Here is a 25,940-nt window from a genome sequence, read left to right as displayed (position 1 = left end):
ACGACCTGAAGATATCATGCGCGTTGCTGTCATTGCGGTGGGCCGGCTGAAGCAGGGCCCCGAACGGGAACTTGCCGACCGCTATTTCGAGCGGTTCGACGAAGCCGGCCGCAAGCTCGGATTCCGCGAGCTCACCATCCACGAAATCCCCGAAAGCCGCGCGCGCGACACCGCGACCAGGATGGCCGAAGAGGCCGCGGCGATCGGTGCGCACATCCCGGAAAAATCGATCCTGGTGGCGCTGGACGAGCGCGGCCAGAATCTCGACTCCACCGTATTCGCACGGCACCTCGGGCGCTGGCGCGACGAGGGTGCCGGACATACTATCTTCGTGATCGGAGGGGCGGACGGACTTTCGCCCGAATTGCGCCGTAAGGCCAAGCTCGCGATCGCGTTCGGCTCTGCGACCTGGCCGCACCAAATGGTCCGCGTCATGCTTCTGGAACAGCTTTATCGGGCCGCCACCATTCTGGCCGGCCACCCCTATCACCGCGCGTGATGCGCGCACAACGAGCACCTTTGCGTAAAGCGATGCGAGCGCCGATCCTCAACCTGCTGCTGATCGCCGGCGTTACGGGCGCAAGCCTCGCGCAAGGTCAGACGCAAGGTCAGACAATTGCGCCCGCGCCACAGACGGCGGCCGTCTCGCCCGATGCGATCAAGCAGCGCGAGCAGGAGCTCGAGGCCGCCCGCGCGAGGCAGAAGAGCGCCGAGGAAGCGCAGGCCAAGCTCAAGGCCGAGATCACCTCGCTCGGCCAGGACCGTACCCAGCTCAATCAGCAGCTGATCGATACCGCAGCCAATGTGCGGACCGTCGAGACCAAGATCGACGAAGCCGAAGCGCGACTGCGCTCGCTCAACGGTCGCGAGCAACAGATGCGCACCTCGCTGGAGTCGCGCCGCGCCGACATCGTCGAGGTGCTGGCAGCCTTGCAGCGCGCCGGCCGGCGCACGCCGCCGGCGCTCTTGGTGCGGCCCGAGGATGCGCTGCAATCACTGCGCACCGCCATGCTGCTCGGCGCCGTGGTGCCGGAATTGCGCGGCCGCGCCGAGAAGCTCGCGGGCGACCTCGGCGAGCTCGTGGCCTTGCGCAGGAACATCGCCGCCGAACGCGACCAGCTTGCCACCGACCGCGACAAGGTCCGCAACGACCAGACCCGGCTCACCGCCCTGGTCGACGAGCGGCAGCGCCAGCAGGCGTCGCGCGAGAAAGACCTCGACGCCGAGAACTCGCGCGCCATCGCGCTCTCCAGGCAGGTCGGCGATCTCCAGGGGCTGATCACCAAGATGGAGCAGGATCTGCAGAGCGCCGCCAAGGCCGCCGAGAAGGCGGCTGAGGCCGCCAAACAGGCCGAGGCCAAGGCGGCCGCCAGCGCCAAGCCCGGTCCGGGCACTTTCAAGGACCGGTCCCGGACCACCCCGGCGATCGCCTTCGCGTCGGCCAAGGGGCTCCTGCCGCTGCCGGTTAACGGTAACAAGATCAGGGATTTTGGCGGTTCCGACGGGGTCGGCGGTGTCCAGAAGGGCATTTCGCTGGCAAGTCGGCCCGGCTCCCAGGTCACGACGCCGTGTGATGGCTGGGTTGTCTATTCCGGCCCGTTCCGCAGCTATGGACAACTCTTGATCCTCAACGCCGGGGGCGGGTATCATGTCCTGATCGCCGGGATGGAGCACATTTCGGTTAACATCGGTCAGTTTGTGCTCACGGGGGAGCCGGTCGCGACCATGGGGTCGACCTCTCAAGTCGCCTCCATTCTCGCCACGAACGCGAGTCAACCTGTGCTCTATGTCGAGTTCCGTAAGGACGGCACTCCAATCGATCCAGGCCCATGGTGGGCCGCAAATGAAGGCGAGAAGGTTCGCGGATGATGCGCAAGACTTCAGTTATCCTCCTCAGCGCGGCCACCGGTGCTGCGCTGACGCTGTTCGTGACCCAGCCGCGCGCGGTCTTCATGGGCTCCAGCGCGCGAGCCGCAACTGCAGACACCTATCGCCAGCTCAATCTGTTCGGCGATGTGTTCGAGCGCGTGCGCTCGGACTATGTCGAGAAGCCCGATGACACCAAGCTGATCGAATCCGCGATCAGCGGCATGCTCACCGGCCTCGATCCGCATTCGAGCTACATGGACGCGAAGAGCTTCCGCGACATGCAGGTGCAGACCCGCGGTGAGTTCGGCGGCCTCGGCATCGAGGTCACGATGGAGGACGGCCTGATCAAGGTGGTCTCGCCGATCGACGACACCCCCGCTTCGCGCGCCGGCGTCATGGCCAACGACATCATCACCAATCTCGACGACGAAGCCGTGCAGGGCCTGACCCTGAACCAGGCGGTCGAGAAGATGCGCGGTCCGGTCAACACTAAGATCAAGCTCAAGATCATCCGCAAGGGCCAGGACAATCCGATCGACGTCACCCTGGTGCGTGACAACATTCGCGTCCGCTCGGTGCGCGCGCGCATCGAGGCCGACGACATCGCCTATATCCGCATCACCACCTTCAACGAGCAGACCACCGAAGGCCTGAAGCGCGAGGTTGCCAACCTCTCGAATCAGATCGGCGACAAGTTGAAGGGCTACATCATCGACCTCCGCAACAACCCGGGCGGCCTGCTCGAGGAAGCGGTGACGGTCTCCGACTCGTTCCTGGAGAAGGGCGAGATCGTCTCGACCCGCGGCCGCAATGCCGAGGAGACCCAGCGCCGCACCGCGCATGCGGGCGACCTGACCAAGGGCAAGCCTGTCATCGTGCTGGTCAATGGCGGTTCGGCCTCGGCGTCGGAAATCGTCGCCGGCGCGCTGCAGGACCACAAGCGCGCGACCATCGTCGGCACGCGCTCGTTCGGCAAGGGCTCGGTGCAGACCATCATTCCGCTCGGCTCGGGCAACGGCGCACTGCGTCTGACCACGGCGCGCTACTACACGCCGTCGGGCAAGTCGATCCAGGCCAAGGGCATCGTGCCCGACATCGAAGTGCTCCAGGACGTGCCGGACGAGCTGAAGTCGCGCACCGACACCAAGGGCGAGGCTTCGCTGCGCGGCCATCTCAAGAACGACGGCGACGAGAAGACCGGCTCGCAGTCCTACGTCCCGCCGGACGCCAAGGACGACAAGGCGCTCAAGCTCGCGGACGACCTGCTCCACGGGATCAAGAACAGCGCCTCCGCGGCGCCGACGCCGGGCGACAACAAGGCCACGACCGACAAGCCCAAAGCGGCGAACTAAGTCGGCGCGTCACCTCATCTCTCGAAAAGGGCGGCTCCGGGAGCCGCCCTTTTTGCTTGGGGCTCCTGCTACCCCGGCCTATCCCGGCCTGCCGCCGCTTGACCTCGGCGTGGTATCGTCGGCGGGAGTGATTCGGGATCTCGCATGACTGAAACGGCCGATGATCTGAGCGCCCCGCTCGGACAGGACAAGCCGCGCCGGAAACGGCGGCTGCGGCTGCCGTTCACAGCCATGCAGGCCGTCGCTGTCATGCTCGGCCTGTTCTTGGTCGCCTTCGCCGGCTTCGCCATCTTCAACAAGGATCCGCTCGGCGGTGAGCCGATGACGCGGATTGCGATCCGTGAACCCAGGGCCACCGACGAGAAGCCGGCCGCCGCGGGCCATGGCCAGGACAGCAAGCAAGAGAGCAAGCACGAGGCCAAGGAAGCGCCGAAGCAGGCGGGCGAGCAGAAGACCGTCACCATGATCGACGGTTCCACCGGCACGCGCCACGACGTGGTGATCGGCGGCGGCGATGCCGCCGACAAGGGCGACGCGGCGGCCGCCTCCGCGCCACCGCCCGTGATGGCCGGGATCGACCCAAAGCTGCTGGAAAAATCGCGCTACGGCATGATCCCCGTGACGGTCGAGGGCGCGAAGCCGTTCAACGTCTACGCGGCGGATGCCGACCGCGCCAAGGCGGCAAAAATGCCCGTGGTCGCGATCCTGATCGGCGGCCTCGGCGTCGGCGCGGCCAAGACCACCGACGCGATCATGCGGCTGCCGCCGGCGGTGACGCTGGCCTTCACGCCCTATGGCGCCGACCCCGGCAAGCTCGCCGAGCGGGCCCGCGCCCAGCGCCACGAGATCTTCCTCCAGATCCCGATGGAGCCCTACGATTTCCCGGACAACGACCCGGGCCCGCAGACGCTGCTGACTTCGCTCACCGCCGACCAGAACATGGACCGCCTGTACTGGCACCTGAGCCGGATGCAAGGCTATGCCGGCCTCACCAATTTCATGGGCGCCCGCTTCGTGGCGACCGACGCCGCGATGCAGCCGATCATCCGCGAGGCGGCCAAGCGCGGCCTCGGCTTCTTCGACGACGGCTCCTCGCCGCGCAGCATCGCGCCCCAGGCCGCGGCCAGCCAGGCGATGCCGTTCGGCAAGGGCGACATCGCGATCGACGTGGTGCCGACCCCGGCGGAGATCGACCGCGCCCTGAACAAGCTCGAATCGACGGCGCGCGAGCGCGGCGTCGCAATCGGCACCGCGTCCGCCCTGCCGGTCTCGATCGAGCGCATCGGCAGCTGGACCAAGACATTGAGCGACCGTGGTATCCTTTTGGTGCCATTGACAACCGCGATGCTGAAATCAAGATCCAGCTAAATCAACGGATTGGTACGGCACTGGCCCTCGAGGCCGGCATACCCACCAAAAGCACGCGAGAGGTCTGGCGGAATGGCGCGTTACGAGGATCTGCCCTACCGTACTTGCGTCGGTGTAATGCTGATCAACACGAAGGGTCTGGTGTTCATCGGCCGACGCGCCGGCGGCATCGAGCATGTCGACGACGCCCATGTCTGGCAGATGCCGCAGGGCGGCGTCGATCCCGGTGAGGACACCTGGGAGGCCGCCAAGCGCGAGCTCTATGAGGAGACCAGCGTGCGCTCGGTCGAGCGGCTCGGCGAGGTCCCGGACTGGCTCGTCTACGACATTCCGCGCACGGTTGCAGGGCGCGCCTGGAAGGGCCGCTATCGCGGCCAGCGCCAGAAATGGTTCGCGGTCCGGTTCACCGGCAAGGACAGCGAGATCAATGTCGAGAAACCCGGCGGCGGCCACAAGGCCGAGTTCGTGAGCTGGCGCTGGGAGCCGATGAAGAACCTGACCGGGCTGATCATCCCGTTCAAGCGCCCGGTCTATGAGCGCGTGGTGAAGGAATTTTCCACGCTGGCGGAGGAATAAATCAAATCGTCATCCCGGGTTCGGTGCTAATGCATCGCCGGAAATGACGATGAAAGACGCGCGCGTGACCAACCAGAAGCCCTACCGTCCCAACGTGGGGATCGCCCTCTTCAATGCCGATGGCCGCGTGCTGATCGGCCACCGCTTCAAGGGCGATGGCCCCGAGATCATCCTGCCGGGCCTCGACTGGCAGATGCCGCAAGGCGGTGTCGATGAGGGCGAGAACCTGCGCGATGCGGCGCTGCGCGAGCTTTGGGAAGAGACCAGCGTCAAGAGTGCGGACTATCTCGGCGAGACAGACTGGTTGACTTACGAGTTCCCGCCCTATGACGGGCCGCAGACGCACCGGCTGGCGAAATTCCGCGGGCAGCGCCAGAAATGGTTCGCGCTGCGCTTCACCGGCCGCGACGACGAGATCGATCCGCTGACGCCGCGCAACGAACAGCCCGCGGAGTTCGACGCCTGGCGTTGGGAGCGGCTCGACCGCGTCGCCGATCTCGTGGTGCCGTTCCGCCGCGACGTCTACCGCGCGGTCGCGCAGCAGTTTGCGGCGTTCGGAGACTAAAACTGCGAAAACAACCCCATGCACAGTAGAACGGGGTTGAATTCATGAGAGATTTTTCGTCGGAATTTTGCGTGTGAGGAGCCGTTCTCGTCAGCGGGAACGTCACCGCTTGCTCCGCTGCGCTCCCTCCCCCCTTGCGGGGGAGGGTTGGGGAGAGGGGTGGCTCCGGGCGAGGTCTGAGTTCGTGGCTACCCCTCTCCCTAAAGCGCGATGAGATTGAGATGAATCGTCATCGCGCTTTAGGTTGCTGTTTGAGCATGATCTTTTCGGAAAACCGCTACGCACTTTTCCGGATCATGCTTTAGTCCTCCCCCGCAAGAGGGGAGGGAACCGACCTCCGTCGGGGCGCTAGTGAAGTCTCATTGCCTCAGTTCGTCGGTCCCACCGTGAACGGGCCGACCGCGATGACGTGGCAATCGCGGTCGCGCTTGGCGCAGTCGGCGAGCGCGGAGTTGACGGCGGTCTGCTCGTCCGCGGCCTTCAGGCCGAGGCCCGGCCGGCCCGCGGTCCCGACCGCGACTGCGTTCCAGCCCATGCCATCGGCGAGCTTGCGCACGACCTCGGCGCGCGCGTCGGCGACGATCGAGGCGTTGGACGCCGCATGGAAGAAGCCGGTGATCCTGAGCAGGGTCGGGATCGGCACGACGAAATTGTCGTCGACTGCGACGATCAGACAGGCCACGCCGGCGATGGCGCCGCACGATTCCAGCGAGCGCCGCGCCGAATCGTCGACGGATGACGCGCCCAGCACCATGAAATATTGACCGCCCGGGCCGAGCGCGATCGCGCGGGATTTCGCCGCCGGCACGAACATGTTCTCGAGCCGGACCTTTGCCGGATCGCGCACCATCGGAAAATCTTTCGGCGCGAAGGCCCGCTCGGTCATGGCGTCGTGGCGCACCCAGGGCTGCGGCGGCATCGGCGGCTTGCCGTGCGTGTAGACGACGTCGTTGCCGACCGCATAGAGCTCGCAGCGCCGCGGCGATTGCGCGGCATCGGCGCGCTTCTGGCACTGCTCGAGCGCCATGTTGCGCGCGGCTTCCTCGGTCGGCTGGTTCAACGCCGCGCCTGTGAAGCCGCCGATATTGAGCGCGAAGGCCTTGTAGTCGCCGGAGGCGGAATAGTCGCCGGCCAGATAGCTGCGGATGCGCTCGTTGATGAAGGGCACGCTATCGGCGGCAAGCTTGCCCGATAGCGGCGCGGCGGATGGTGAGGGCGCGGGCATCGGTGCCATCGCGGCGGCGGCTGGGCTCATCGGAGCCATCGGCGCTTTTGCCATCTGGGTCGGCATCGGGCTCGGCGCCACGGCATTTGCCGCTGGCGCAGCACTTGGTATTGCAGCACTTGGCGTCGCAGCCGGCGCGACTGCGGCGGTGACCGTCTGCTTGAGCTTGGTGTTGTAGAGGAAGCCGGTGACAAGGATGGCGACGACCGAGACGACGGCGACCACCAGCGGCCACATCCAGACCGGTGCCGCGGCCAGCTTGGAGGCGGGCTTCTTCACTTTCGGCGTTGCGTAAGTGCCGTCCTCGCGCCGCATCGCCACCATGTAGGCGTGCACCGGCGTCGGGATGTTCTTGACCTCCTGCGCGCCGATGTCGGCGAACTGCACCGACAGCTTGTTGGCGACCTGCTCGTGCACGGCGCGGGAAACGCAGATGCCGCCGACCTCGGCGAGGCCTTCGAGCCGGGCGGCGATATTGACGCCGTCACCGAGCAGATCGCCGTTGCGCTCGACTACGTCACCGATGGTGATGCCGATACGGAACGACATCTGCCGGCTCGGCGGATAGGCCATGTTGCGGGTTCGCAGGGATTCCTGGATGTCGATCGCGCAGCGCACCGCATCGACCGCGCTCGGAAATTCCGCGAGCACGGCGTCGCCCGCCGTATTGAAGATGCGTCCGTTGGCCTTCGCGATGAAGTCGTCGATGACCTCGCGATAGGAGGCGAGACGCCGCAGCGTCTCCTCTTCGTCTTCCGCGACCAGTCTTGAATAACCGGCAATATCGGCTGCGAAAATCGCTGCGATCTTGCGTTTCATCTGCTGCCAGCCCCGAAACAAATTCGCGGGCGCAGAATGCCGCTATCGGCGGCGCGGTGCAACAAAGTTTCAGCGCCCGCCACTTCCGTGACGAGCGCTGAACCTGTTCAGGAATTTGTAGCTTGAGCCCCGGAGCGGTGCCCCGGGGCTTAGTGCATCGCCGTCGTATTGAGCTCGTGCTGGATGCTCTTGTAGTTGTCGAGCCGCGTGATCGCGAGGTCGAGTTCGTGACCTTCCTTCTCGGACAACTTTTCCTCCATCTCAGCGACGGTATCAGCAAACTGGGTCCGATCGATCTCCTCGATCGAGGTGGCGACGTCTGCAAGAACCGTCAGGCGATTGTCAGAGACTTCCGCCAGTCCACCGAGCACGATGACCTTCTGCTTCTGGCCGCCCGCAATGATGGTGAGAATACCCGGCCGCACCGCGGCGACGACGGGCGCATGCCCGGCGAGCACACCGAAATCACCTTCCCAGCCAGGAATGTCGACCTGATCGACCTCGCCGGAGAACGCGAGCTTTTCGGGAGAGACGAGATCGAAGTGGAAGGTGGCCATGGAGAACCTGCGAATGGTGAGTGGCGAATGGCGAGGAGCGAGGACTGGGAGCAGCTATTCGCCACTCCCTATTCGCTAATCGCTAGCTTAGGCGGCCTCGGCCGCCAGCTTCTTGCCCTTCTCGACCGCCTCTTCGATGGTGCCGACCATGTAGAAGGCGGCTTCCGGCAGGTGGTCATACTTGCCTTCGCAGAGGCCGCGGAAGCCCTTGATGGTGTCCGCGAGGTCGACGAACTTGCCGGGCGAGCCGGTGAAGATTTCGGCGACGTGGAACGGCTGCGACAGGAAGCGCTCGATCTTGCGGGCGCGGGCCACCGTCAGCTTGTCCTCTTCCGAAAGCTCGTCCATGCCGAGAATGGCGATGATGTCCTGGAGCGACTTGTAGCGCTGCAGCACCTGCTGGACCTGACGCGCAGTGTCGTAGTGCTCCTGACCGACGACGAGCGGCGAGAGCATGCGCGAGGTCGAGTCGAGCGGATCAACCGCCGGGTAGATGCCCTTTTCCGAGATCGCGCGGTTCAACACCGTGGTCGCGTCCAAATGCGCGAACGAGGTCGCGGGCGCCGGGTCGGTCAAGTCGTCGGCCGGAACGTAGATGGCCTGCACCGAGGTGATCGAGCCCTTCTGCGTGGTGGTGATGCGCTCCTGGAGCGCGCCCATGTCGGTGGCGAGCGTCGGCTGATAACCCACCGCCGAAGGAATACGGCCGAGCAGCGCCGACACTTCCGAGCCTGCCTGGGTGAAGCGGAAGATGTTGTCGACGAAGAACAGCACGTCCTGGCCCTGGTCGCGGAAGTGCTCGGCGACGGTGAGACCGGTGAGGCCGACGCGGGCGCGCGCGCCCGGCGGCTCGTTCATCTGGCCGAACACCAGCGCGCACTTGGACTTCACGCTCGGATCCGGATTGTGCGGATCGGCGTTGACCTTGGACTCGATGAACTCGTGATAGAGGTCGTTGCCTTCGCGGGTGCGCTCGCCGACGCCGGCGAACACGGAGTAACCACCGTGCGCCTTCGCGACGTTGTTGATGAGCTCCTGAATCAGCACGGTCTTGCCGACGCCGGCGCCGCCGAACAGGCCGATCTTGCCGCCCTTCGCATACGGAGCAAGAAGATCGACGACCTTGATGCCGGTGACGAGAATTTCGGCTTCGGTCGACTGGTCGGTGTAGGTCGGCGCTTCCTGGTGGATGGCGCGCAAGCCTTCGGACTTGATCGGACCGGCTTCGTCGATCGGCTCGCCGATCACGTTCATGATGCGGCCGAGCGTACCGTCGCCCACCGGAACCGCGATCGGCTGGCCGGTGTCGGTCACTTCCTGGCCGCGCACCAGACCTTCGGTCACGTCCATCGCGATCGTGCGCACGGTGGACTCACCGAGATGCTGCGCAACTTCCAGCACGAGGCGGATGTTGCCGTTCCGGGTTTCCAGCGAATTGAGAATGGCGGGCAGGTGACCCTCGAACTGCACGTCGACGACGGCGCCCATGACCTGGGTAACGCGACCGACCTGCTTAGCTGCTGTAGCCATGAATAGCTCTCCTTCGAAATTCTGGACTTGAACGACCGTCGTTTGGTTCGTGCGTCAGACCGCCTCGGCGCCGGAGATGATCTCGATCAGCTCCTTGGTGATCTGGGCTTGACGGGTTCGGTTGTAGATCTGGGTTTGCTTGCGAATCATTTCACCCGCGTTGCGGGTGGCGTTGTCCATCGAGCTCATCTGCGCGCCATAGAACGACGCGTTGTTTTCCAGCAGCGCGCGGAAGATCTGCACCGCGACATTGCGCGGCAACAGGCGGGGAAGGAGCTCGTCCTCCTCCGGCTCGTATTCGTAGGACGTCGTCGGCGCGTTCGCCGCCTTTTCCTCGACGACCAGCGGGATGATCTGCTGCGCGGTCGGGATCTGGGCGATCACCGACTTGAACTGCGCGTAGAACAGCGTGCAGACGTCGAACTCACCGTTGTCGAAACGGGCCAGCACCTTCTTGGCGATGTCCTCGGCGTTGACAAAGCCGAGCTGGCGAACGCTGCGCAGGTCGAGATGCTCGACGATCTGCTTGTCGAACAGACGGCGGAGCTGCTCGTAGCCCTTGCGGCCGACGCAGAAGAATTTGACTTCCTTGCCCTGCGCGATCAGCGCCTGGGCGCGCTCGCGGGCGAGGCGCACGATCGAGGAGTTGAAAGCGCCGGACAGGCCGCGCTCGCCGGTGCAGACCAGCAGTAGGTGGACCTGGTCCCTGCCGGTGCCGGCCAGCAACCCGGGCGCGCCGGGCGAACCCGCGGCAGCGCTGGCGATGTTGGAGATCACCGCGCTCATCTTGTCGGCGTAGGGCCGCGCCGCCTCGGCCGCTTGCTGGGCACGGCGCAATCTCGACGCCGCGACCATCTGCATCGCCTTGGTGATCTTCTGCGTCGCCTTGGTGGAGGCGATGCGGACGCGCATGTCTTTAAGTGACGCCATTCTTCGTCCCCGACGATCCGACCCTTTGGCCTGATCGCAAACCTATCCAGTCGTCATGCCCGGGCTCGTCCCGGGCATCCACGTGGTACCTCACACGCCGATAGACGTGGATGGCCGGGACGAGCCCGGCCATGACGGCACTTACGCGAAGCTCTTCGCGAAGCCTTCGACCACCGACTTCAGCTTGGCGGCGCTGTCGTCGGAGAGATCGCGGCTGTCGCGGATCGCGTTGAGGATCTCGGCGTTCTTGCCGCGCAGCAGCGACAGCAGACCGTCCTCGAACGCGCGCACCTTGTTGAGCGGGAGCGGATCGAGATAGCCGTTGGTGCCGGCCCAGATCACGCAGACCTGCTCTTCCATCTTCAGCGGCGCGAACTGCGGCTGCTTCAGCAGCTCGGTCAGGCGCGAACCGCGGTTGAGCAGGCGCTGGGTCGAGGCATCGAGATCGGAGCCGAACTGCGCGAACGCCGCCATTTCGCGGTACTGCGCGAGCTCGCCCTTGATCTTGCCGGCGACCTTCTTGGTGGCCTTGGTCTGCGCGGACGAACCGACGCGCGACACCGACAGACCGACGTTCACCGCGGGGCGGATGCCCTGGAAGAACAGGTCGGTTTCCAGGAAGATCTGGCCGTCGGTGATCGAGATGACGTTTGTCGGAATGTAGGCCGACACGTCGTTGGCCTGGGTTTCGATGACCGGCAGCGCCGTCAGCGAGCCCGAGCCCTGGTCCTTGTTCAGCTTCGCCGCGCGCTCGAGCAGGCGGGAGTGCAGATAGAACACGTCGCCCGGATAGGCTTCGCGGCCCGGCGGGCGGCGCAGCAGCAGCGACATCTGGCGGTAAGCGACGGCCTGTTTGGACAGATCGTCATAGATGATGACCGCGTGCATGCCGTTGTCGCGGAAGTACTCGCCCATGGTGCAGCCGGTGAACGGCGCGATGTACTGCATCGGCGCCGGGTCCGAGGCGGTGGCGGCGACGATGATCGAGTATTCGAGCGCGCCCTGCTCTTCCAGCACCTTCACGAACTGGGCGACGGTCGAACGCTTCTGGCCGATCGCGACGTAGACGCAATACAGCTTGATGTTCTCGTCCGGCTGCGCGTTGAGCGGCTTCTGATTCAGGATGGTGTCGAGCGCGATCGCGGTCTTGCCGGTCTGACGGTCGCCGATGATCAGCTCGCGCTGGCCACGGCCAATCGGGATCAGGGCGTCGATCGCCTTGAGGCCGGTCGCCATCGGCTCGCTCACCGACTTGCGCGGAATGATGCCGGGCGCCTTGACGTCGACGCGCATGCGCTTGTCGGCCTGAATCGGGCCCTTGCCGTCGATCGGGTTGCCGAGCGCGTCGACGACGCGGCCGAGCAGGCCCTTGCCGACCGGCGCGTCCACGATGGCGCGGGTGCGCTTGACGGTCTGGCCTTCCTTGATCTCGCGGTCGGCGCCGAAAATAACGATACCGACGTTGTCGGTCTCGAGGTTCAGCGCCATGCCGCGGGTGCCGTTCTCGAACTCGACCATTTCACCGGCCTGGACGTTGTCCAGACCGTAGACGCGGGCAATACCGTCGCCGACGGACAGCACCTGTCCGACTTCGGAGACTTCAGCTTCCTGGCCGAAATTCTTGATCTGGTCCTTGAGGATCGCGGAAATTTCCGCGGCGCGGATGTCCATCAGCCTGCCTCTTTCATCGCGTGCTTGATCGAATTGAGTTTGGTGCGAAGCGAACTATCGATCATGCGGCTGCCGAGCTTGACGACGAGGCCACCGATGATCGAGGGATCGACATTCACGTTGAGCGCGACGTCCTTGCCGGTCACCGACTTCAGGGCAACCTTGAGGGCGTCGAGATTCTTGTCCGAAAGCGCTTCCGCCACGGTGACGTCGGCCGTCACCTCGCCCTTGAGCCTGGCGACGAGGGCGCGATAGGCACGAATGACGTCGGCCACCGCGAACAGGCGGCGGTTGGCGGTCAGGACTTTCAGGAAATTGGCGGAGATGCCAGCGATGCCCGCCTTGTCCAGCACGGCCGAGAGGGCCCTGGATTGAGTATCGGCCGCGAACACCGGGCTGCGGACGAGGCGCTTCAGATCGGCGCTTTCGTTCAGCAACCCCTCGAATTTGTCGAGATCGGCTTTGACCTCGTCGACCACATTCTGGTCGCGGGCCAGTTCAAACAAGGCCGTTGCATAACGGCCCGACACACCGGAAACGGACGTATCTTCTGCAGCCACAGACGCGCTCTTTTTGCTGTCAAACTCGCAAGGGAAAAACCGTCGCCACAAAGCGGCGCCAAGCGATCCAAGCCCTTGGAATTCAAGCGGGACTTCGATTTTCGGCCGACACGGGAGGTGCCGGGTCCGTTAAAATCGCGGCTTTGCTAACATAGCAGGCGCGCACGTGCAACATGACGCCAAATTAAAGGCACGACCTTCTGTCGCCAGTTCGTCGCAGCCGACGGCGCCGCGATAGCGGCCTGCCACGTCGCGGAATGACGCGCCGCCTCGGCGGCATCTCGACCTTTCGTTCCTGCCCTCAGCGCATAGCGGCCATGAACACGGCTCGCTGAGGCGTGAGTTCGACGTGACGAGCGGCCTCCCCTGAATACTTTCCTAATTCTAAACACGAAGTATAATGACCTCGTTTTACAGTATTAATGAGTAATAAGATAGTTAAAGAATTGTTAAAGCGAAAGACTCCAGAACATTGGCTGCAACATTGATGCCAATCACAGAATATTTCATGACGACACAGAACGGATTTACTGCCTAATTCACGCCTCATTAGGAATCGAAACGCGATCCCGCTCACAAACTTACGGGGGCTGAACTTGCCACATATGTGGCAATACTAGATTAGGGACCACTAAATGCTGTCTTTGAAAACGCTGGGCTCCGTGACCCGGCCGCGCACGGCGATCGCTTTCGTTGCCGCCACTCTCCTCGTCGGGGGAACCGCCACCGAAGCTTCCGCCAAATCCCGGCATCACCAACGGCACCATCATCACCGCCACCACGCCCTGAACGATGCCAACACGACCTCCGATTGGCGCAACGCCAACGCGTCGATGACGCCGTCGTCGGGCACGGGTCGCAGCTTCTCCGGCATGGCCTCCTATTATGGCAACGAGTCCGGCAGCCGGACTGCGTCGGGCCAGCGCTTCAACCAGAACGCCATGACCGCAGCACACCGTTCGCTGCCGTTCGGCACCAAGCTGCGCGTCACCCATGGCGGCTCGAGCGTCATCGTCACCATCAATGACCGTGGCCCGTTCATTCGCGGCCGTGTTCTCGACCTCTCCACGGGCGCTGCCCGTGCCATCGGCCTCACCGGCGCCGGTGTCGGCCGCGTCACCGCGGAAGTGGTCTCGTAAGGCGCGACCAGCGCCTCACCGCACAAGCGCAGTTCCCGTCAGCGTCCGCATGGACCTGTGAGCGGCGGGATCAGCGCAGGTGAAGCAAGCCCGCTGTCTTGGGGGACAGCGGGCTTTTTGCTGCCCCGTCATTGCGAGCGCAGCGAAGCAATCCAGAATCTTTCCTCGGATAGACTCTGGATTGCTTCGTCGCTTTGCTCCTCGCAATGACGTGGATGGAGGGTACGCTGTGTTCCCTCCCCCCTTGCGGGGGAGGGAGCGCAGGGTGCCTTGTGGCACCAGCCTTACAAGAAGCTCTGCGGATCGACGTCGACTTCGAGCTTTTGATTGCCCTTCGGCTTCGGACACACCGCCAGCCAGTTCCGCAAATAGTCCGACAGATCAAACCCGCGCGCCGATTTCACCAGGATGCGGAAACGGTAGCGGCCCTTGATCACGGCGAGCGGGGCCTCCGCCGGTCCCAGCACCACGACGCGCTCGTCGCGCGGTGCGAGCGCAACGAGGCGGCGGCCCAAACCTTCGGCACTCGGACGGTCGCCCGCCGAAATGATCAGGCTCGCGAGCCGGCCGAACGGCGGATAGAGCGTGCGCTCGCGAAGATCGATCTCGCTGTCGTAGAAGGCCTCGCGGTCGCAGGCGATCAGCGCCTTCATCACGGGATGATCGGGCTGATGGGTCTGGAGATAGCCGACGCCGCGGCCCTGCTCGCGCCCGGCACGGCCGATCACCTGGTTGAGCAGCTGCCAGGTGCGTTCCGACGCGCGCGGATCGCCGTTGGACAGGCCCAGATCCGCATCGACCACGCCGACGAGATTGAGCCGCGGAAAGTTGTGGCCCTTGGCGACGAGCTGCGTGCCGATGATGATGTCGACGCGGCCCTCCGCGATCTCGGCGAGTTCGGAGCGCATCGTCTCGATCGAGGTGATGAGATCGCTCGACAGCACCATGGTGCGCGCCTCGGGGAACAGCGCGGCCGCCTCCTCCTGCAAGCGCTCGACGCCCGGCCCGACCGCGACCAGCGATTCCTCCGCCGCGCAGTGCGGGCAGGTCTGCGGGCGCGGCATCGAGAAGCCGCAATGGTGGCAGACGAGGCGCTGGCGAAAGCGGTGATCGACCAGCCAGGCATCGCAGATGGTGCAGGCGAAGCGATGGCCGCAAGCACGGCACAGCGTCAGCGGCGCATAGCCGCGGCGATTGAGGAACAGCAGCGCCTGCTCGCGCTTTTCAATCGCTTTTCTGATCTCGGAAGCCAGCCGCGGCGAGATGAAGCGGCCGCGCGCCGGCGGCTCGCGGCGCATGTCGATCGCCTCGATATGCGGCATGTGCTGGCCGCCGAAGCGCGAGGGCAGCGCGATGCGCTGATAGCGGTTCTTGCGCGCATTGACCTCGGACTCGACCGACGGCGTGGCGGAGGCCAGCACGATCGGGATCTTTGCGATATGCGCGCGCACCACCGCCATGTCGCGGGCATGATAATGCACGCCCTCGTCCTGCTTGTAGGCCTGGTCGTGCTCTTCATCGACCACGATGAGGCCGAGATTGGCGTAGGGCAGAAACAGCGCCGAGCGCGCGCCGACCACGACCGGCGCACTGCCTTCGGAGATCGCCGCCCAGTTGCGTGCGCGGGTGCGCGGCGTCAGCTCGGAGTGCCATTCCAGCGGCCGCACGCCAAAGCGCTGCGCGAAGCGGTCGAGGAACTGGCCAGTGAGCGCGATCTCCGGCATCAGGATCAGAGTCTGCTTGCCGCGGCGGATGGTCTCTGCAATCGCCTCGAAATAGACCTCGGTTTTGCCCGAGCCGGTGACGCCGTCGAGCAGCGCAACGTGAAAGGTGCCGTTGGCGGCGAGCGCGCGCATTGCATCCACCCCGGCGCGCTGGAGCGGTGAAAAATCCGGCTGGCCAAAATCCGGATCCGGTGCCGGCGGCGGCGGAGGCGGCGGCATCGGCTCAACCGTGAGCGTGCCTTCGTCGACGAGGCCGTCGATCACGCCGGCCGAGACCCCTGCTTCCTTCGCCGCCTCGGACTTGCCGTGCAGCAGCCGATCCGACAGCAGCTCGATCACGCGCTGCCGCGCCGGCGTCAGCCGCCGCGGCGGATCGCCGACCAGGCGCACGCCGGCGCGCACCCGCTCCGGGCCGAGATTCTCGCCCATGCGCAGGCACATCCGCAGCACCATGCCGCGCGGGCTCAACGTGTAATTGGCGACCCAGTCGACGACCGAGCGCAGCTCAGGCTTCAGCGGAGGAAGATCGAGCTTTTCGCTGACCTCCTTGAGCCGGTTGTGCAGGCGCGGGTCGGGATTGGCGTTCTCCGCCCAGACCACGGCCAGCACCTCGCGCGGGCCGAGCGGCACGCCGACGAGATCGCCCGCCTTCAGCTCCATCCCGCGCGGCACCTTGTAGGAATAGGTCTGGTCGAGCGCGACCGGCACCAGCACGTCGACCATGCGGGTCGCGTTGGCGGGGGTGGTCGTGCTGCGCGACGAATGATCCATCAAAGGTCTTTGGAGGGAGAATCGGAACCTTGGGGCCTTGAAGCTAACGCCCCCGGGCGGCCTTAGCTAAGAGTAAACGAGTGTGATGCGATATACTGAGTGGAATCACCACGTCCAGAGCGCATGAGCAAAGCGGCCGTACCCCAAATCGAGCTCGCCAGCGCCGATCCTGACATCGCGCAGGAGATGACGCGCTGGCTGTCGCATCTCGGCGCCGAGCGGCGGCTGTCGCCGAAGACGCTGGAGGCCTATGGCCGCGACTTGCGGCAATGCCTGGATTTCCTTTGCAATCATTGGGGCGAGCGCGTGACGCTGGCGCGCTTTGCCGCGCTGGAAGCCACCGACGTCCGCGCCTTCATGGCGATGCGCCGCGCCGACGACATCGCCGGCCGCTCGCTGATGCGCGCGCTGGCGGGCCTGCGCTCGTTCGGCCGTTTCCTCGAACGCGAAGGCAAGGGCAAGGTCGGCGCCTTGTCGGCGATCCGCGCGCCGAAAGTCGCAAAAAGCCTGCCGAAGCCGCTGCCGATGGCGTCGGCCAAACGCCTTGCCGACGCCGACGAGCGCGCCGGCGAGGAACGCGAGACCTGGGTTCTGGCCCGCGACGCCGCGGTGATGGCGCTCTTGTATGGCTCGGGCCTGCGCATCTCCGAAGCGCTGGGGTTGAAGCGCCGCGAGGTGCCGCGTCCCGGCGAGGGCGACGTGCTGATCGTGACAGGCAAAGGCAACAAGACCCGCATGGTGCCGGTGCTCCAGAACGTGCTCGCGCTCGTGCAGGAATACGTTGCGATGTGCCCCTATGCGCTGCCGGCGGACGGCCCGATCTTCCTCGGCGCGCGCGGCGGTCCCTTGAGCCCGCGCATCATCCAGCTCGCGATGGAGCGGCTGCGCGGCGCGCTCGGCCTGCCCGACAGCGCCACGCCGCATGCGCTGCGGCACTCCTTCGCCACGCATCTGCTCTCGCGTGGCGGCGATCTGCGCGCGATCCAGGAATTGCTCGGCCATTCCTCGCTCTCGACCACCCAGATCTACACCGGCATCGATTCGGAGCGGCTGCTCGAAGTGTATGCGAGCGCGCATCCGCGGCGGTGAAGCTGACATGAAGCTGTCATAGCGCGCGTGCCTCTTGCGCGGCGCCCGCGGTTCGGTCAATCGTTGGGAACCACAGCAGGAGGGGTTTATGAGCGCACATGAAAGCATGGAGCATGCCGAGCACGCCGAGCACGCGTCCGGCTCGAACAAGAAGATTGCCCTCCTGATCGCCGTGCTGGCTCTGTTCCTGGCGATCTCCGAGACGCTCGGCAAGGGCGCCCAGACCGAATCGATCAGCAAGAACGTCGAGTCCGCCAATCTCTGGGCGTTCTTCCAGGCCAAGACCATCCGCCGCACCGTGGTGCTGACCGCATCCGAGCAGGGCAAGCTCACGCTCGCCGCCGCCGACGAGGCTCAGAAGCCGGCGGTGCAGAAGCAGGTCGACGACTGGACCAAGACCGCGCAGCGCTACCGCTCCGAGCCCGAGACCGGCGAAGGCACCGAGCAGCTTGCCGAGAAGGCCAAGCACGCCGAGCACGAGCGCGACGAGGCGACCGCGAAATATCATCATTTCGAGCTGGCCTCCGCCGCCTTCCAGATCGGCATCGTGCTGGCCTCGGCCACCATCATCACCGGCATCATCGCGCTCGCTTATGTCGGCGGCATCCTGACGCTGGCCGGCCTCCTCATGACCGCGCTCGGCCTGTGGTGGCCGCATCTGGTGCATCTGCATTGAGGGGCTGATGCGGGGCGCATAAGGCCAACAACATCGACGGTGTCATGCCCCGCGAAAGCGGGGCATCCAGTACGCCGCAGCTTCTCCGTATTCGATTGACGTCTCTGGAATACTGGATCGCCCGGTCAAGCCGGGCGATGACACCAAGTATGCGGCGCCGTCACCACCGCGTTCAGCGCGCCTGGTGCACGCTCTTGCGAAAGCGCTGGATCAGGCGGAGCGTGCGGACGGACCAGCCCTCGCCGTTGCCGGCGATCAGCTCGCGGATGCGGTGCTTGATCGGGTCGACCAGCTCGGCGGCCCTGGCGCGCAGCTTCATCACGAGATCGTAGAGCCGCTCGAACCAGTGCATCTCCATCAGCTTGTCGCGCGTCACGTCGAACACGAACGCAGTGACGCCGACGCCGAGCAGCTTTGCGAACAGAAACGTGGATACGCCGGTCAGCCAGTATTCATGCGTGAGCAGATACAGGCCGATCAGCTTGAGCGGAAACAGCGGGATGATCGGCACCGCGAACACGATCAGCGTCATGGCCGGCGGCAGCGCATCGACGCGCTCCGTCAACCATTGCTTGAAACGTGCGAGCGGGATGGCTGCGACAACCCGCGCGACGATCGGCTCGAGATGGTCCCACAGCCAAGCTTCGATCAGGAAGATGATCGCCAGCAGGACCCAGACCGGTTGAAGTAGGCGGCGCAGCATGTGTTTCCCGCCCGATTCGGCTAGGCGCGTCGCCTACATATGGATGGCCCGCTTGCCCACCGCAAGCGCGGCTTCCTTGATGGCCTCCGAGCGGGTCGGATGCGCGTGGCAGGTGCGCGCGAGATCTTCCGCGCTGCCGCCAAACTCCATGAGAACGCAGGCTTCATGGATCATTTCGCCGGCTTCGATGCCGATAATGTGCACGCCGAGCACGCGATCGGTCTTCGCATCTGCGAGAATCTTCACGAAGCCGTCGGTGGTCTGGTTGACCTTGGAGCGGCCGTTGGCGGTAAAGGGAAACTTCCCGACGGTATACGCCTGACCGGCCTGCTTCAGCTCCTCCTCGGTCTTGCCGACGGAGGATACTTCCGGTGTGGTATACACGACGCCTGGGATAACGTCGTAGTTCACGTGGCCGGCCTGCCCTGCGATGATCTCCGCAACGGCTACGCCTTCATCCTCGGCCTTGTGCGCGAGCATCGGGCCCGCGACGACGTCGCCGATGGCATAGACGCCCTTCACGCTGGTGGCGAAATGCGGATCGATCTGCACGCGGCCGCGATTGTCCAGCGCCACGCCAGCTTCCTTCAGGCCGAGCCCATCCGTGTACGGCACGCGGCCGATGCAGACGAGAACGACGTCGGCTTCCAGTGTCTCCGCGGCTCCGCCGGCCGCGGGCTCGATGGTTGCCTTCAGCGACTTACCGGAAGTGTCGACGGCCGTGACCTTGGCGCCAAGCTTGAACGCAAAGCCCTGCTTTTCAAGGATGCGCTGGAATTGCTTGGCGATTTCGCCGTCCATGCCGGGCAGGATGCGATCGAGGAATTCGACGACGACGACTTCAGCGCCGAGCCGCTTCCACACCGAGCCGAGCTCGAGGCCGATCACGCCGGCGCCGACGATCAAGAGCTTGCCGGGGACCTTGTCCAGCGACAGCGCGCCGGTCGACGACACGATGCGCTTCTCGTCGATCTCGATGCCCTTGAGGCGCGCGATGTCGGAGCCGGTCGCAATCACGATGCTCTTCGTGTCGACCACCTGCGATTTGCCATCGGCGGACACTTCGACCTTGCCGGTGCCCAAAATCTTGCCGGTGCCCTTGAGCACGTCGATCTTGTTCTTCTTCATCAGGAACTCGACGCCCTTGACGTTGCCGTCGATGCCCTGCTGCTTGAAGTTCATCATCGCTGGAAGCTCGAGCTTCGGCGCGGAAACGGAAACACCCATCTTGGCGAAGGAGTGCCCGGCTTCCTCGAACATTTCGGACGCGTGCAGCAGCGCCTTCGACGGCATGCAGCCGACATTGAGACAGGTGCCGCCGAGCGTGGCGTTCTTTTCGACCACGGCGACCTTCATGCCGAGCTGGCTTGCGCGCACCGCGCAGACATAACCGCCCGGTCCGGTGCCGATGACGACGAGATCGTAGGTAGCCATGAGAGAAAGTCCCGTGAGTTTAGCGTGATGGGGATGTGTCAGCGTCCGCGCGGCGCGTCAGCGTCCACCGGACACATCGAGAATGGCCGAGGTGACATAGGAGGCTTCGTCCGACATCAGCCAGACGATGGCATTGGCGATTTCGTCGGCGGTACCGACGCGCTTCATCGGCACCATATGGGCCAGACGATGGGCGCGGTCGGGCTCGCCTCCGGCGGCGTGGATTTCGGTGTCGATCAGGCCTGGGCGGATGCCCGCGACACGAATGCCTTCGCCTGCGACCTCATAGCCGAGGCCGACGGTGAAGGAATCGATCGCGCCCTTGGACGCCGCGTAGTCGACATAGGTATTCGGCGCACCAAGTCTGGCAGCGACTGATGACAGATTGACGATGACGCCGCCCTGGCCGCCGTGCTTGGTCGACATCCGCTTCACCGCTTCGCGCGCGCAGAGGATCGAGCCGGTGACGTTGACCGCCATCACGCGCCGGATGCGCTCCGCCGACATCTCGTCGACGCGCACGCCACTCTGGCCGACGATGCCGCCATTGTTGACGAGCGCACCGAGCGTGCCGAACTTGTCGGCAGCCTTGAACAGCTCGATGATGTCGCTTTCCTCGGCGACATCGCATTTCACCGCGATGGCCTTGCCGTTGCTGGCGGCGATCTGCGCGACGACCTCGTCGGCGGCGGTCTTGTTGCTGGCATAGCCGACCACGACGCGAAAGCCGCGCGCGGCTGCCGCGATCGCGGTCGCCCGCCCGATGCCGCGGCTGCCGCCGGTGATGACAACGACTTTATCGGTCACGCGCGCCTCCATGGTTCGAGACGCGCCGTCGCACGATAAGGCGACGGCGCTCGCAGAGCTTTAGGGATCAGAGATCGAGCACCAGGCGCGCCGGATCTTCCAGGCTCTCCTTGACGCGGACCAGGAAGGTGACGGCTTCCTTGCCGTCGATGACGCGGTGATCGTAGGACAGCGCCAGATACATCATCGGGCGCACCTCGATCTTGCCGGCGACGACCATCGGCCGCTCCTGGATCTTGTGCATGCCGAGGATGCCGGACTGCGGCGCGTTCAGGATCGGGGTCGACATCAGCGAGCCGTAGATGCCGCCATTGGTGATGGTGAAGGTGCCGCCCTGCATCTCGTCGATCTTGAGCTGGCCGTCACGGGCGCGGCGGCCGAAATCGGCGATGCCCTTCTCGATGTCGGCGATCGACTTGTTGTCGCAGTCGCGCACCACGGGCACGACGAGGCCCTTGTCGGTGCCGACGGCGACGCCGATGTGGTAGTAGTTCTTGTAGATCAGATCGGTGCCGTCGATCTCGGCGTTGACCGCCGGGATATCCTTCAGCGCCTGCACGACGGCCTTGGTGAAGAAGCCCATGAAGCCGAGCTTCGAGCCGTGCTTCTTCTCGAACGCATCCTTGTAGTGGGCGCGCAGTGCCATGACGTTGGTCATGTCGACCTCGTTGAAGGTCGTCAGCATGGCCGCGGTGTTCTGCACGTCCTTGAGGCGGCGCGCGATGGTCTGGCGCAGGCGGGTCATCTTGACGCGCTCTTCGCGGGCGGCGTCATCGGCCGGCGACGGCGCGCGGACCTGGACGGCGGCGGCGGGCTGGTTGACCGGGGTCGGCGCCGAGGCCGCACGCTCGATCGCGGCGAGCATGTCGCCCTTGGTGACGCGACCGTCCTTGCCGGAGCCCGGAACGGTCGAAGCGTCGATGCCGGTCTCGGCCGACAGCTTTCGCACGGACGGGGCCAGCGGGGCGTCAGCCGGCGCCGCCTTCGCAGCAGCGGGAGCCGGCGCGGGAGCAGCTGCGGCCGGAGCGGCGGCGGGCTTCGCGGGAGCAGCAGCGGGCTTCGCAGCACCGGCACCATCCGTGATCTGGCCGAGCAGCGCGCCCACAGCAACGGTCGCGCCATCGGCGGCAACGATCTCGCTCAGCGTGCCGGCGGAGGGCGCCGGGACCTCGATGGTGACCTTGTCGGTCTCGAGCTCCACCAAGGGCTCGTCGACGGCGACGGGATCGCCGGCCTTCTTGAACCAGCGGCCGATGGTGGCCTCGGTGACGGATTCGCCGAGCGTCGGCACACGAATTTCAGTCATGGTCTTTTCCTTAAGGGATCGCCGGTGCGGTCAAAAATTCGGTCGTCATCGGCCTGCGAAAGGCAAGCCATCCAGCAAGCCGGACGTTCGTACTCTGCACGGACGTCGCGGCGTACCGGATGCCCCGCTCCAGTGCGCAATTGCGCACGAGGCGGGGCATGACGCGGTTCAGAAAGATCAGCTCAGTGCTTCGTCCAGGAACGCCTTCAACTGCGCCTGATGCTTGGACATCAGACCAGTGGCGGTCGCGGCGGAAGCGGCGCGGCCGACATAACGCGGACGCCGGCTCACACCGTTCACCTGGTTCAGCACCCATTCCAGATAGGGCTCGATGAAGTGCCAGGCACCCATGTTGCGGGGCTCTTCCTGGCACCACACCACTTCAGCCTTCTTGAAGCGCGACAGCTCGGCTACCAGCGCCTTCAGCGGCACCGGATAAAGCTGCTCGACGCGCATCAGGTAGATGTCGTCGATGCCGCGCTTCTCGCGCTCCTCGTAGAGGTCGTAATAGACCTTGCCGGAGCAGAGCACGATGCGGCGGACCTTCTCGTCGGGGACGAGCTTGATCGCCTCGTTCGGCAGCATCTGGGCGTCATCATAGAGGATGCGGTGGAAGGTCGTTCCCTTCGCGAGCTCCTCGAGACGCGACACCGCCCGCTTGTGGCGCAGCAGCGACTTCGGCGTCATCAGGATCAGCGGCTTGCGGATCTCGCGATGAAGCTGGCGGCGCAGCACGTGGAAGTAGTTCGCCGGCGTGGTCGGGTAGACCACCTGCATGTTGTCTTCGGCACACATCTGCAGATAACGCTCCAGACGCGCGGAGGAGTGCTCCGGTCCCTGACCCTCATAGCCATGCGGCAAGAGGCAGACGAGGCCGGACATGCGCAGCCATTTGCGCTCGCCCGAGGAGATGAACTGGTCGAACACGACCTGCGCACCGTTGGCGAAGTCGCCGAACTGGGCTTCCCACAGGGTCAGCGTGTTCGGCTCGGCGAGCGAGTAGCCGTATTCGAAGCCGAGCACGGCTTCTTCCGACAGCAGCGAGTTGATGACCTCGTAATGGCCCTGCTCGTGGCCGAGATGGTTGAACGGCGTGTAGCGGCTCTCGTCTTCCTGGTCGATCAGCACCGAATGGCGCTGCGAGAAGGTGCCGCGCTCGGAATCCTGACCCGACAGGCGGACATGGTGGTTCTCGTTGAGCAGCGTGCAGAACGCCAGTGCCTCGCCGGTCGCCCAATCGATGCCGGCGCCGGTGTCGATTGCCTTGGCGCGGTTGTCGAGGAAGCGCTGGATGGTGCGGTGGACGCGGAAGCCATCCGGCACCTTGGTGATCTTGCGGCCGATTTCCTTCAGCTCGGCGGTGTCGACGCCGGTGACGCCGCGGCGCGCATCCTCTTCCTGGTCGGCGATCTTGAAGCCGGACCACTTGCCGTCGAGCCAGTCGGCCTTGTTCGGCTTGTAGGAGGTGCCGGCCTCGAACTCGGCATCGAGGCGCGCGCGCCAGTCGGCCTTGGCCTTGTCGACCTCGCCCTCAGTCATCACGCCTTCGCTGATCAGGCGGCGGGCGTAGAGCTCGAGCGTCGACGGATGCGCCGCGATCCTCTTGTACATCACCGGCTGGGTGAAAGCCGGCTCGTCGCCTTCGTTATGGCCATGCCTGCGGTAGCAGAACATGTCGATGACGACGGGCTTGTGGAATTTCTGCCGGAATTCGGTCGCGACCTTGGCCGCGAACACGACGGCTTCCGGATCGTCGCCGTTCACGTGGAAGATCGGCGCGTCGATCATCTTCGCCACGTCAGACGGATAGGGCGAGGAGCGCGAGTAACGCGGATAGGTGGTGAAGCCGATCTGGTTGTTGACGATGAAGTGCACGGAGCCGCCGGTGCGGTAGCCCTTCAGGTCCGACAGGCCGAAGCATTCCGCGACCACGCCCTGGCCGGCGAACGCCGCGTCGCCATGCATCAGCAGCGGCATCACCGAGATACGCTGGTCCGGCGGATCGCCGTGCTGGTCCTGCTTGGCGCGGACCTTGCCGAGCACCACGGGATCGACGATCTCGAGATGCGAGGGGTTGGCGGTCAGCGACAGATGGATGCGGTTGCCGTCGAACTCGCGGTCCGAGGACGCGCCGAGGTGATATTTGACGTCGCCGGAGCCTTCGACCGCATCGGGGTTGGCCGAGCCGCCCTTGAATTCATGGAACAGCGCGCGGTGCGCCTTGCCCATCACCTGGGTCAGCACGTTGAGGCGGCCGCGATGCGGCATGCCGAGCACGACTTCCTTCACGCCGAGATTGCCGCCGCGCTTGATGATCTGCTCGAGCGCGGGAATCAGCGATTCACCGCCGTCGAGGCCAAAGCGCTTGGTGCCGGTGAACTTGGTGTCGCAGAACTTCTCGAAGCCTTCGGCTTCGACCAGCTTCGTCAGGATCGCGCGCCGGCCTTCGCGGGTGAACGAGATTTCCTTGTCCGGTCCCTCGATGCGCTCCTGGATCCACGCCTTCTGCGCGGCGTTGCTGATGTGCATGAACTCGACGCCGAGCGTCTGGCAGTAGGTGCGCTCGCAAATCGCAGTGATCTCGCGCAGCGTGGCGTATTCGAGACCCAGCACATGATCGAGGAAGATCTTGCGGTCGAAATCGGCTTCGCTGAAGCCGTAGGTGCGCGGGTCGAGCTCTTCGCGGTTGCGCGGGGCTTCGATGCCGAGCGGATCGAGCTTGGCGTGGAAGTGGCCGCGCATGCGGTAGGAGCGGATCAGCATCAGCGCGCGGACGGAGTCGCGCGTGGCCTGGAGCACGTCGGCGGACGAGAAATCAGCGCCCTTGTTGCCGGCCTGGGCCTGCGCCTTGGCGGCGATCTTGGCACCGACCGCCTTCTCGACCTGGGCCCAGTTGCCGTCGAGGGCGGAGGTGAGGTCGTCCTGCGGGGTCAGCGGCCAGTTGGCGCGCTCCCAGGACGGGCCTTCGGCGTTCTTGCTGATATCGCCGGGCTGGTCGTTGAGGCTCTTGAAGAACTCCTGCCACTCGGCGTCGACCGAGGACGGGTCCTTCTCGTAGCGGGCGTAGATTTCGTCGATGTAGGTGGCGTTGGTGCCCTGCAAAAAGGAGGAGAGGGCAAAGGCTGCGTTCGCGTCCTGGCGAGACATACTTGAGTTCCTGGCGATTTCGGTTCGCGCATAACAAACGGCGCTGGCGCTGAGCTCCCCGGCAGAGGCCCAGCGCGACAGGCACCATTTATCCTATTTGCTACGAAACTTCGCCCGGAAAA

The 25,940-nt window shown here is 65.1% G+C and carries 21 protein-coding genes; 9 read left to right on the top strand and 12 right to left on the bottom strand.

Annotated features, from left to right (window positions below):
• Window positions 1-16: 16 nt before the first annotated feature.
• From rlmH to OWC48_RS35685, 6 genes are all read left to right on the top strand, one after another.
• Complete coding sequence (rlmH, locus tag OWC48_RS35710) at window positions 17-499, top strand: 23S rRNA (pseudouridine(1915)-N(3))-methyltransferase RlmH (protein ID WP_014490595.1); 483 nt, start codon at window positions 17-19, stop codon at window positions 497-499.
• A gap of 32 nt (window positions 500-531) precedes the next feature.
• On the top strand, window positions 532-1,869 hold the full coding sequence (locus OWC48_RS35705) for a murein hydrolase activator EnvC (protein WP_282524228.1): 1,338 nt from the start codon (window positions 532-534) through the stop codon (window positions 1,867-1,869).
• On the top strand, window positions 1,866-3,221 hold the full coding sequence (locus OWC48_RS35700; protein ID WP_014490597.1) for a S41 family peptidase: 1,356 nt from the start codon (window positions 1,866-1,868) through the stop codon (window positions 3,219-3,221). The genes OWC48_RS35705 and OWC48_RS35700 overlap by 4 nt, the downstream gene beginning before the upstream one ends.
• A gap of 144 nt (window positions 3,222-3,365) precedes the next feature.
• A complete protein-coding gene (locus OWC48_RS35695; RefSeq protein ID WP_282524194.1) occupies window positions 3,366-4,589 on the top strand; it encodes a divergent polysaccharide deacetylase family protein in 1,224 nt (407 codons plus the stop codon).
• 72 nt (window positions 4,590-4,661) lie between these two features.
• On the top strand, window positions 4,662-5,165 hold the full coding sequence (locus OWC48_RS35690; RefSeq protein ID WP_282524193.1) for an RNA pyrophosphohydrolase: 504 nt from the start codon (window positions 4,662-4,664) through the stop codon (window positions 5,163-5,165).
• A 64-nt stretch (window positions 5,166-5,229) separates the two neighbouring features.
• Complete coding sequence (locus tag OWC48_RS35685; RefSeq protein ID WP_282524227.1) at window positions 5,230-5,730, top strand: RNA pyrophosphohydrolase; 501 nt, start codon at window positions 5,230-5,232, stop codon at window positions 5,728-5,730.
• Window positions 5,731-6,097: 367 nt separating this feature from the next.
• Here the strand turns inward: OWC48_RS35685 and OWC48_RS35680 are convergent, their stop codons facing one another.
• From OWC48_RS35680 to OWC48_RS35655, 6 genes are all read right to left on the bottom strand, one after another.
• Window positions 6,098-7,774, bottom strand: a complete 1,677-nt coding sequence (locus tag OWC48_RS35680) for an adenylate/guanylate cyclase domain-containing protein (RefSeq protein WP_282524192.1) — start codon at window positions 7,772-7,774, stop codon at window positions 6,098-6,100.
• Window positions 7,775-7,923: 149 nt separating this feature from the next.
• Window positions 7,924-8,331 (bottom strand): F0F1 ATP synthase subunit epsilon, encoded by a 408-nt coding sequence (locus tag OWC48_RS35675; protein WP_282524191.1) that lies wholly within the window; start codon window positions 8,329-8,331, stop codon window positions 7,924-7,926.
• Between the two features lie 87 nt (window positions 8,332-8,418).
• Complete coding sequence (gene atpD / locus OWC48_RS35670) at window positions 8,419-9,861, bottom strand: F0F1 ATP synthase subunit beta (protein WP_282524190.1); 1,443 nt, start codon at window positions 9,859-9,861, stop codon at window positions 8,419-8,421.
• A gap of 54 nt (window positions 9,862-9,915) precedes the next feature.
• Entirely contained in the window at window positions 9,916-10,791 is an 876-nt protein-coding gene (locus OWC48_RS35665; protein ID WP_282524189.1) for a F0F1 ATP synthase subunit gamma, read from the bottom strand.
• A 141-nt stretch (window positions 10,792-10,932) separates the two neighbouring features.
• The gene (gene atpA / locus OWC48_RS35660) at window positions 10,933-12,462 is read right to left on the bottom strand and encodes a F0F1 ATP synthase subunit alpha (protein ID WP_282524188.1); all 1,530 of its coding nucleotides are present in this window, start codon (window positions 12,460-12,462) and stop codon (window positions 10,933-10,935) included.
• On the bottom strand, window positions 12,462-13,022 hold the full coding sequence (locus tag OWC48_RS35655; protein WP_282524187.1) for a F0F1 ATP synthase subunit delta: 561 nt from the start codon (window positions 13,020-13,022) through the stop codon (window positions 12,462-12,464). The genes atpA and OWC48_RS35655 overlap by 1 nt, the downstream gene beginning before the upstream one ends.
• 635 nt (window positions 13,023-13,657) lie before the next feature.
• On the opposite strand from OWC48_RS35655, the gene OWC48_RS35650 reads away from it, so the two are divergent.
• Window positions 13,658-14,161: a septal ring lytic transglycosylase RlpA family protein gene (locus OWC48_RS35650; RefSeq protein WP_282524186.1), complete on the top strand. Its 504-nt coding sequence runs from the start codon at window positions 13,658-13,660 to the stop codon at window positions 14,159-14,161.
• A 284-nt stretch (window positions 14,162-14,445) separates the two neighbouring features.
• Here OWC48_RS35650 and OWC48_RS35645 read toward each other — a convergent pair whose 3' ends face one another.
• Complete coding sequence (locus tag OWC48_RS35645) at window positions 14,446-16,656, bottom strand: primosomal protein N' (RefSeq protein WP_282524185.1); 2,211 nt, start codon at window positions 16,654-16,656, stop codon at window positions 14,446-14,448.
• Window positions 16,657-16,779: 123 nt separating this feature from the next.
• Here OWC48_RS35645 and OWC48_RS35640 point away from each other — a divergent pair, with 123 nt between their 5' ends.
• Together OWC48_RS35640 and OWC48_RS35635 are read left to right on the top strand one after the other, a co-directional pair.
• On the top strand, window positions 16,780-17,745 hold the full coding sequence (locus OWC48_RS35640; protein WP_282524184.1) for a tyrosine recombinase XerC: 966 nt from the start codon (window positions 16,780-16,782) through the stop codon (window positions 17,743-17,745).
• 88 nt (window positions 17,746-17,833) lie between these two features.
• Entirely contained in the window at window positions 17,834-18,421 is a 588-nt protein-coding gene (locus OWC48_RS35635) for a DUF4337 domain-containing protein (protein WP_282524183.1), read from the top strand.
• A 172-nt stretch (window positions 18,422-18,593) separates the two neighbouring features.
• Here the strand turns inward: OWC48_RS35635 and OWC48_RS35630 are convergent, their stop codons facing one another.
• From OWC48_RS35630 to OWC48_RS35610, 5 genes are all read right to left on the bottom strand, one after another.
• Complete coding sequence (locus OWC48_RS35630) at window positions 18,594-19,124, bottom strand: hypothetical protein (protein ID WP_282524182.1); 531 nt, start codon at window positions 19,122-19,124, stop codon at window positions 18,594-18,596.
• A gap of 33 nt (window positions 19,125-19,157) precedes the next feature.
• Window positions 19,158-20,558: a dihydrolipoyl dehydrogenase gene (gene lpdA / locus OWC48_RS35625; RefSeq protein WP_282524181.1), complete on the bottom strand. Its 1,401-nt coding sequence runs from the start codon at window positions 20,556-20,558 to the stop codon at window positions 19,158-19,160.
• Between the two features lie 57 nt (window positions 20,559-20,615).
• Entirely contained in the window at window positions 20,616-21,377 is a 762-nt protein-coding gene (locus OWC48_RS35620) for an SDR family oxidoreductase (RefSeq protein WP_094183824.1), read from the bottom strand.
• Window positions 21,378-21,432: 55 nt separating this feature from the next.
• Window positions 21,433-22,671: a 2-oxoglutarate dehydrogenase complex dihydrolipoyllysine-residue succinyltransferase gene (gene odhB, locus OWC48_RS35615; RefSeq protein ID WP_282524180.1), complete on the bottom strand. Its 1,239-nt coding sequence runs from the start codon at window positions 22,669-22,671 to the stop codon at window positions 21,433-21,435.
• 177 nt (window positions 22,672-22,848) lie between these two features.
• On the bottom strand, window positions 22,849-25,818 hold the full coding sequence (locus tag OWC48_RS35610) for a 2-oxoglutarate dehydrogenase E1 component (protein ID WP_247306796.1): 2,970 nt from the start codon (window positions 25,816-25,818) through the stop codon (window positions 22,849-22,851).
• Window positions 25,819-25,940 lie beyond the last annotated feature (122 nt).

Source organism: Bradyrhizobium sp. Arg816 (assembly GCF_029989365.1).
Taxonomy (GTDB): domain Bacteria; phylum Pseudomonadota; class Alphaproteobacteria; order Rhizobiales; family Xanthobacteraceae; genus Bradyrhizobium.
This window is presented reverse-complemented; position numbering and strand designations above follow the sequence as displayed.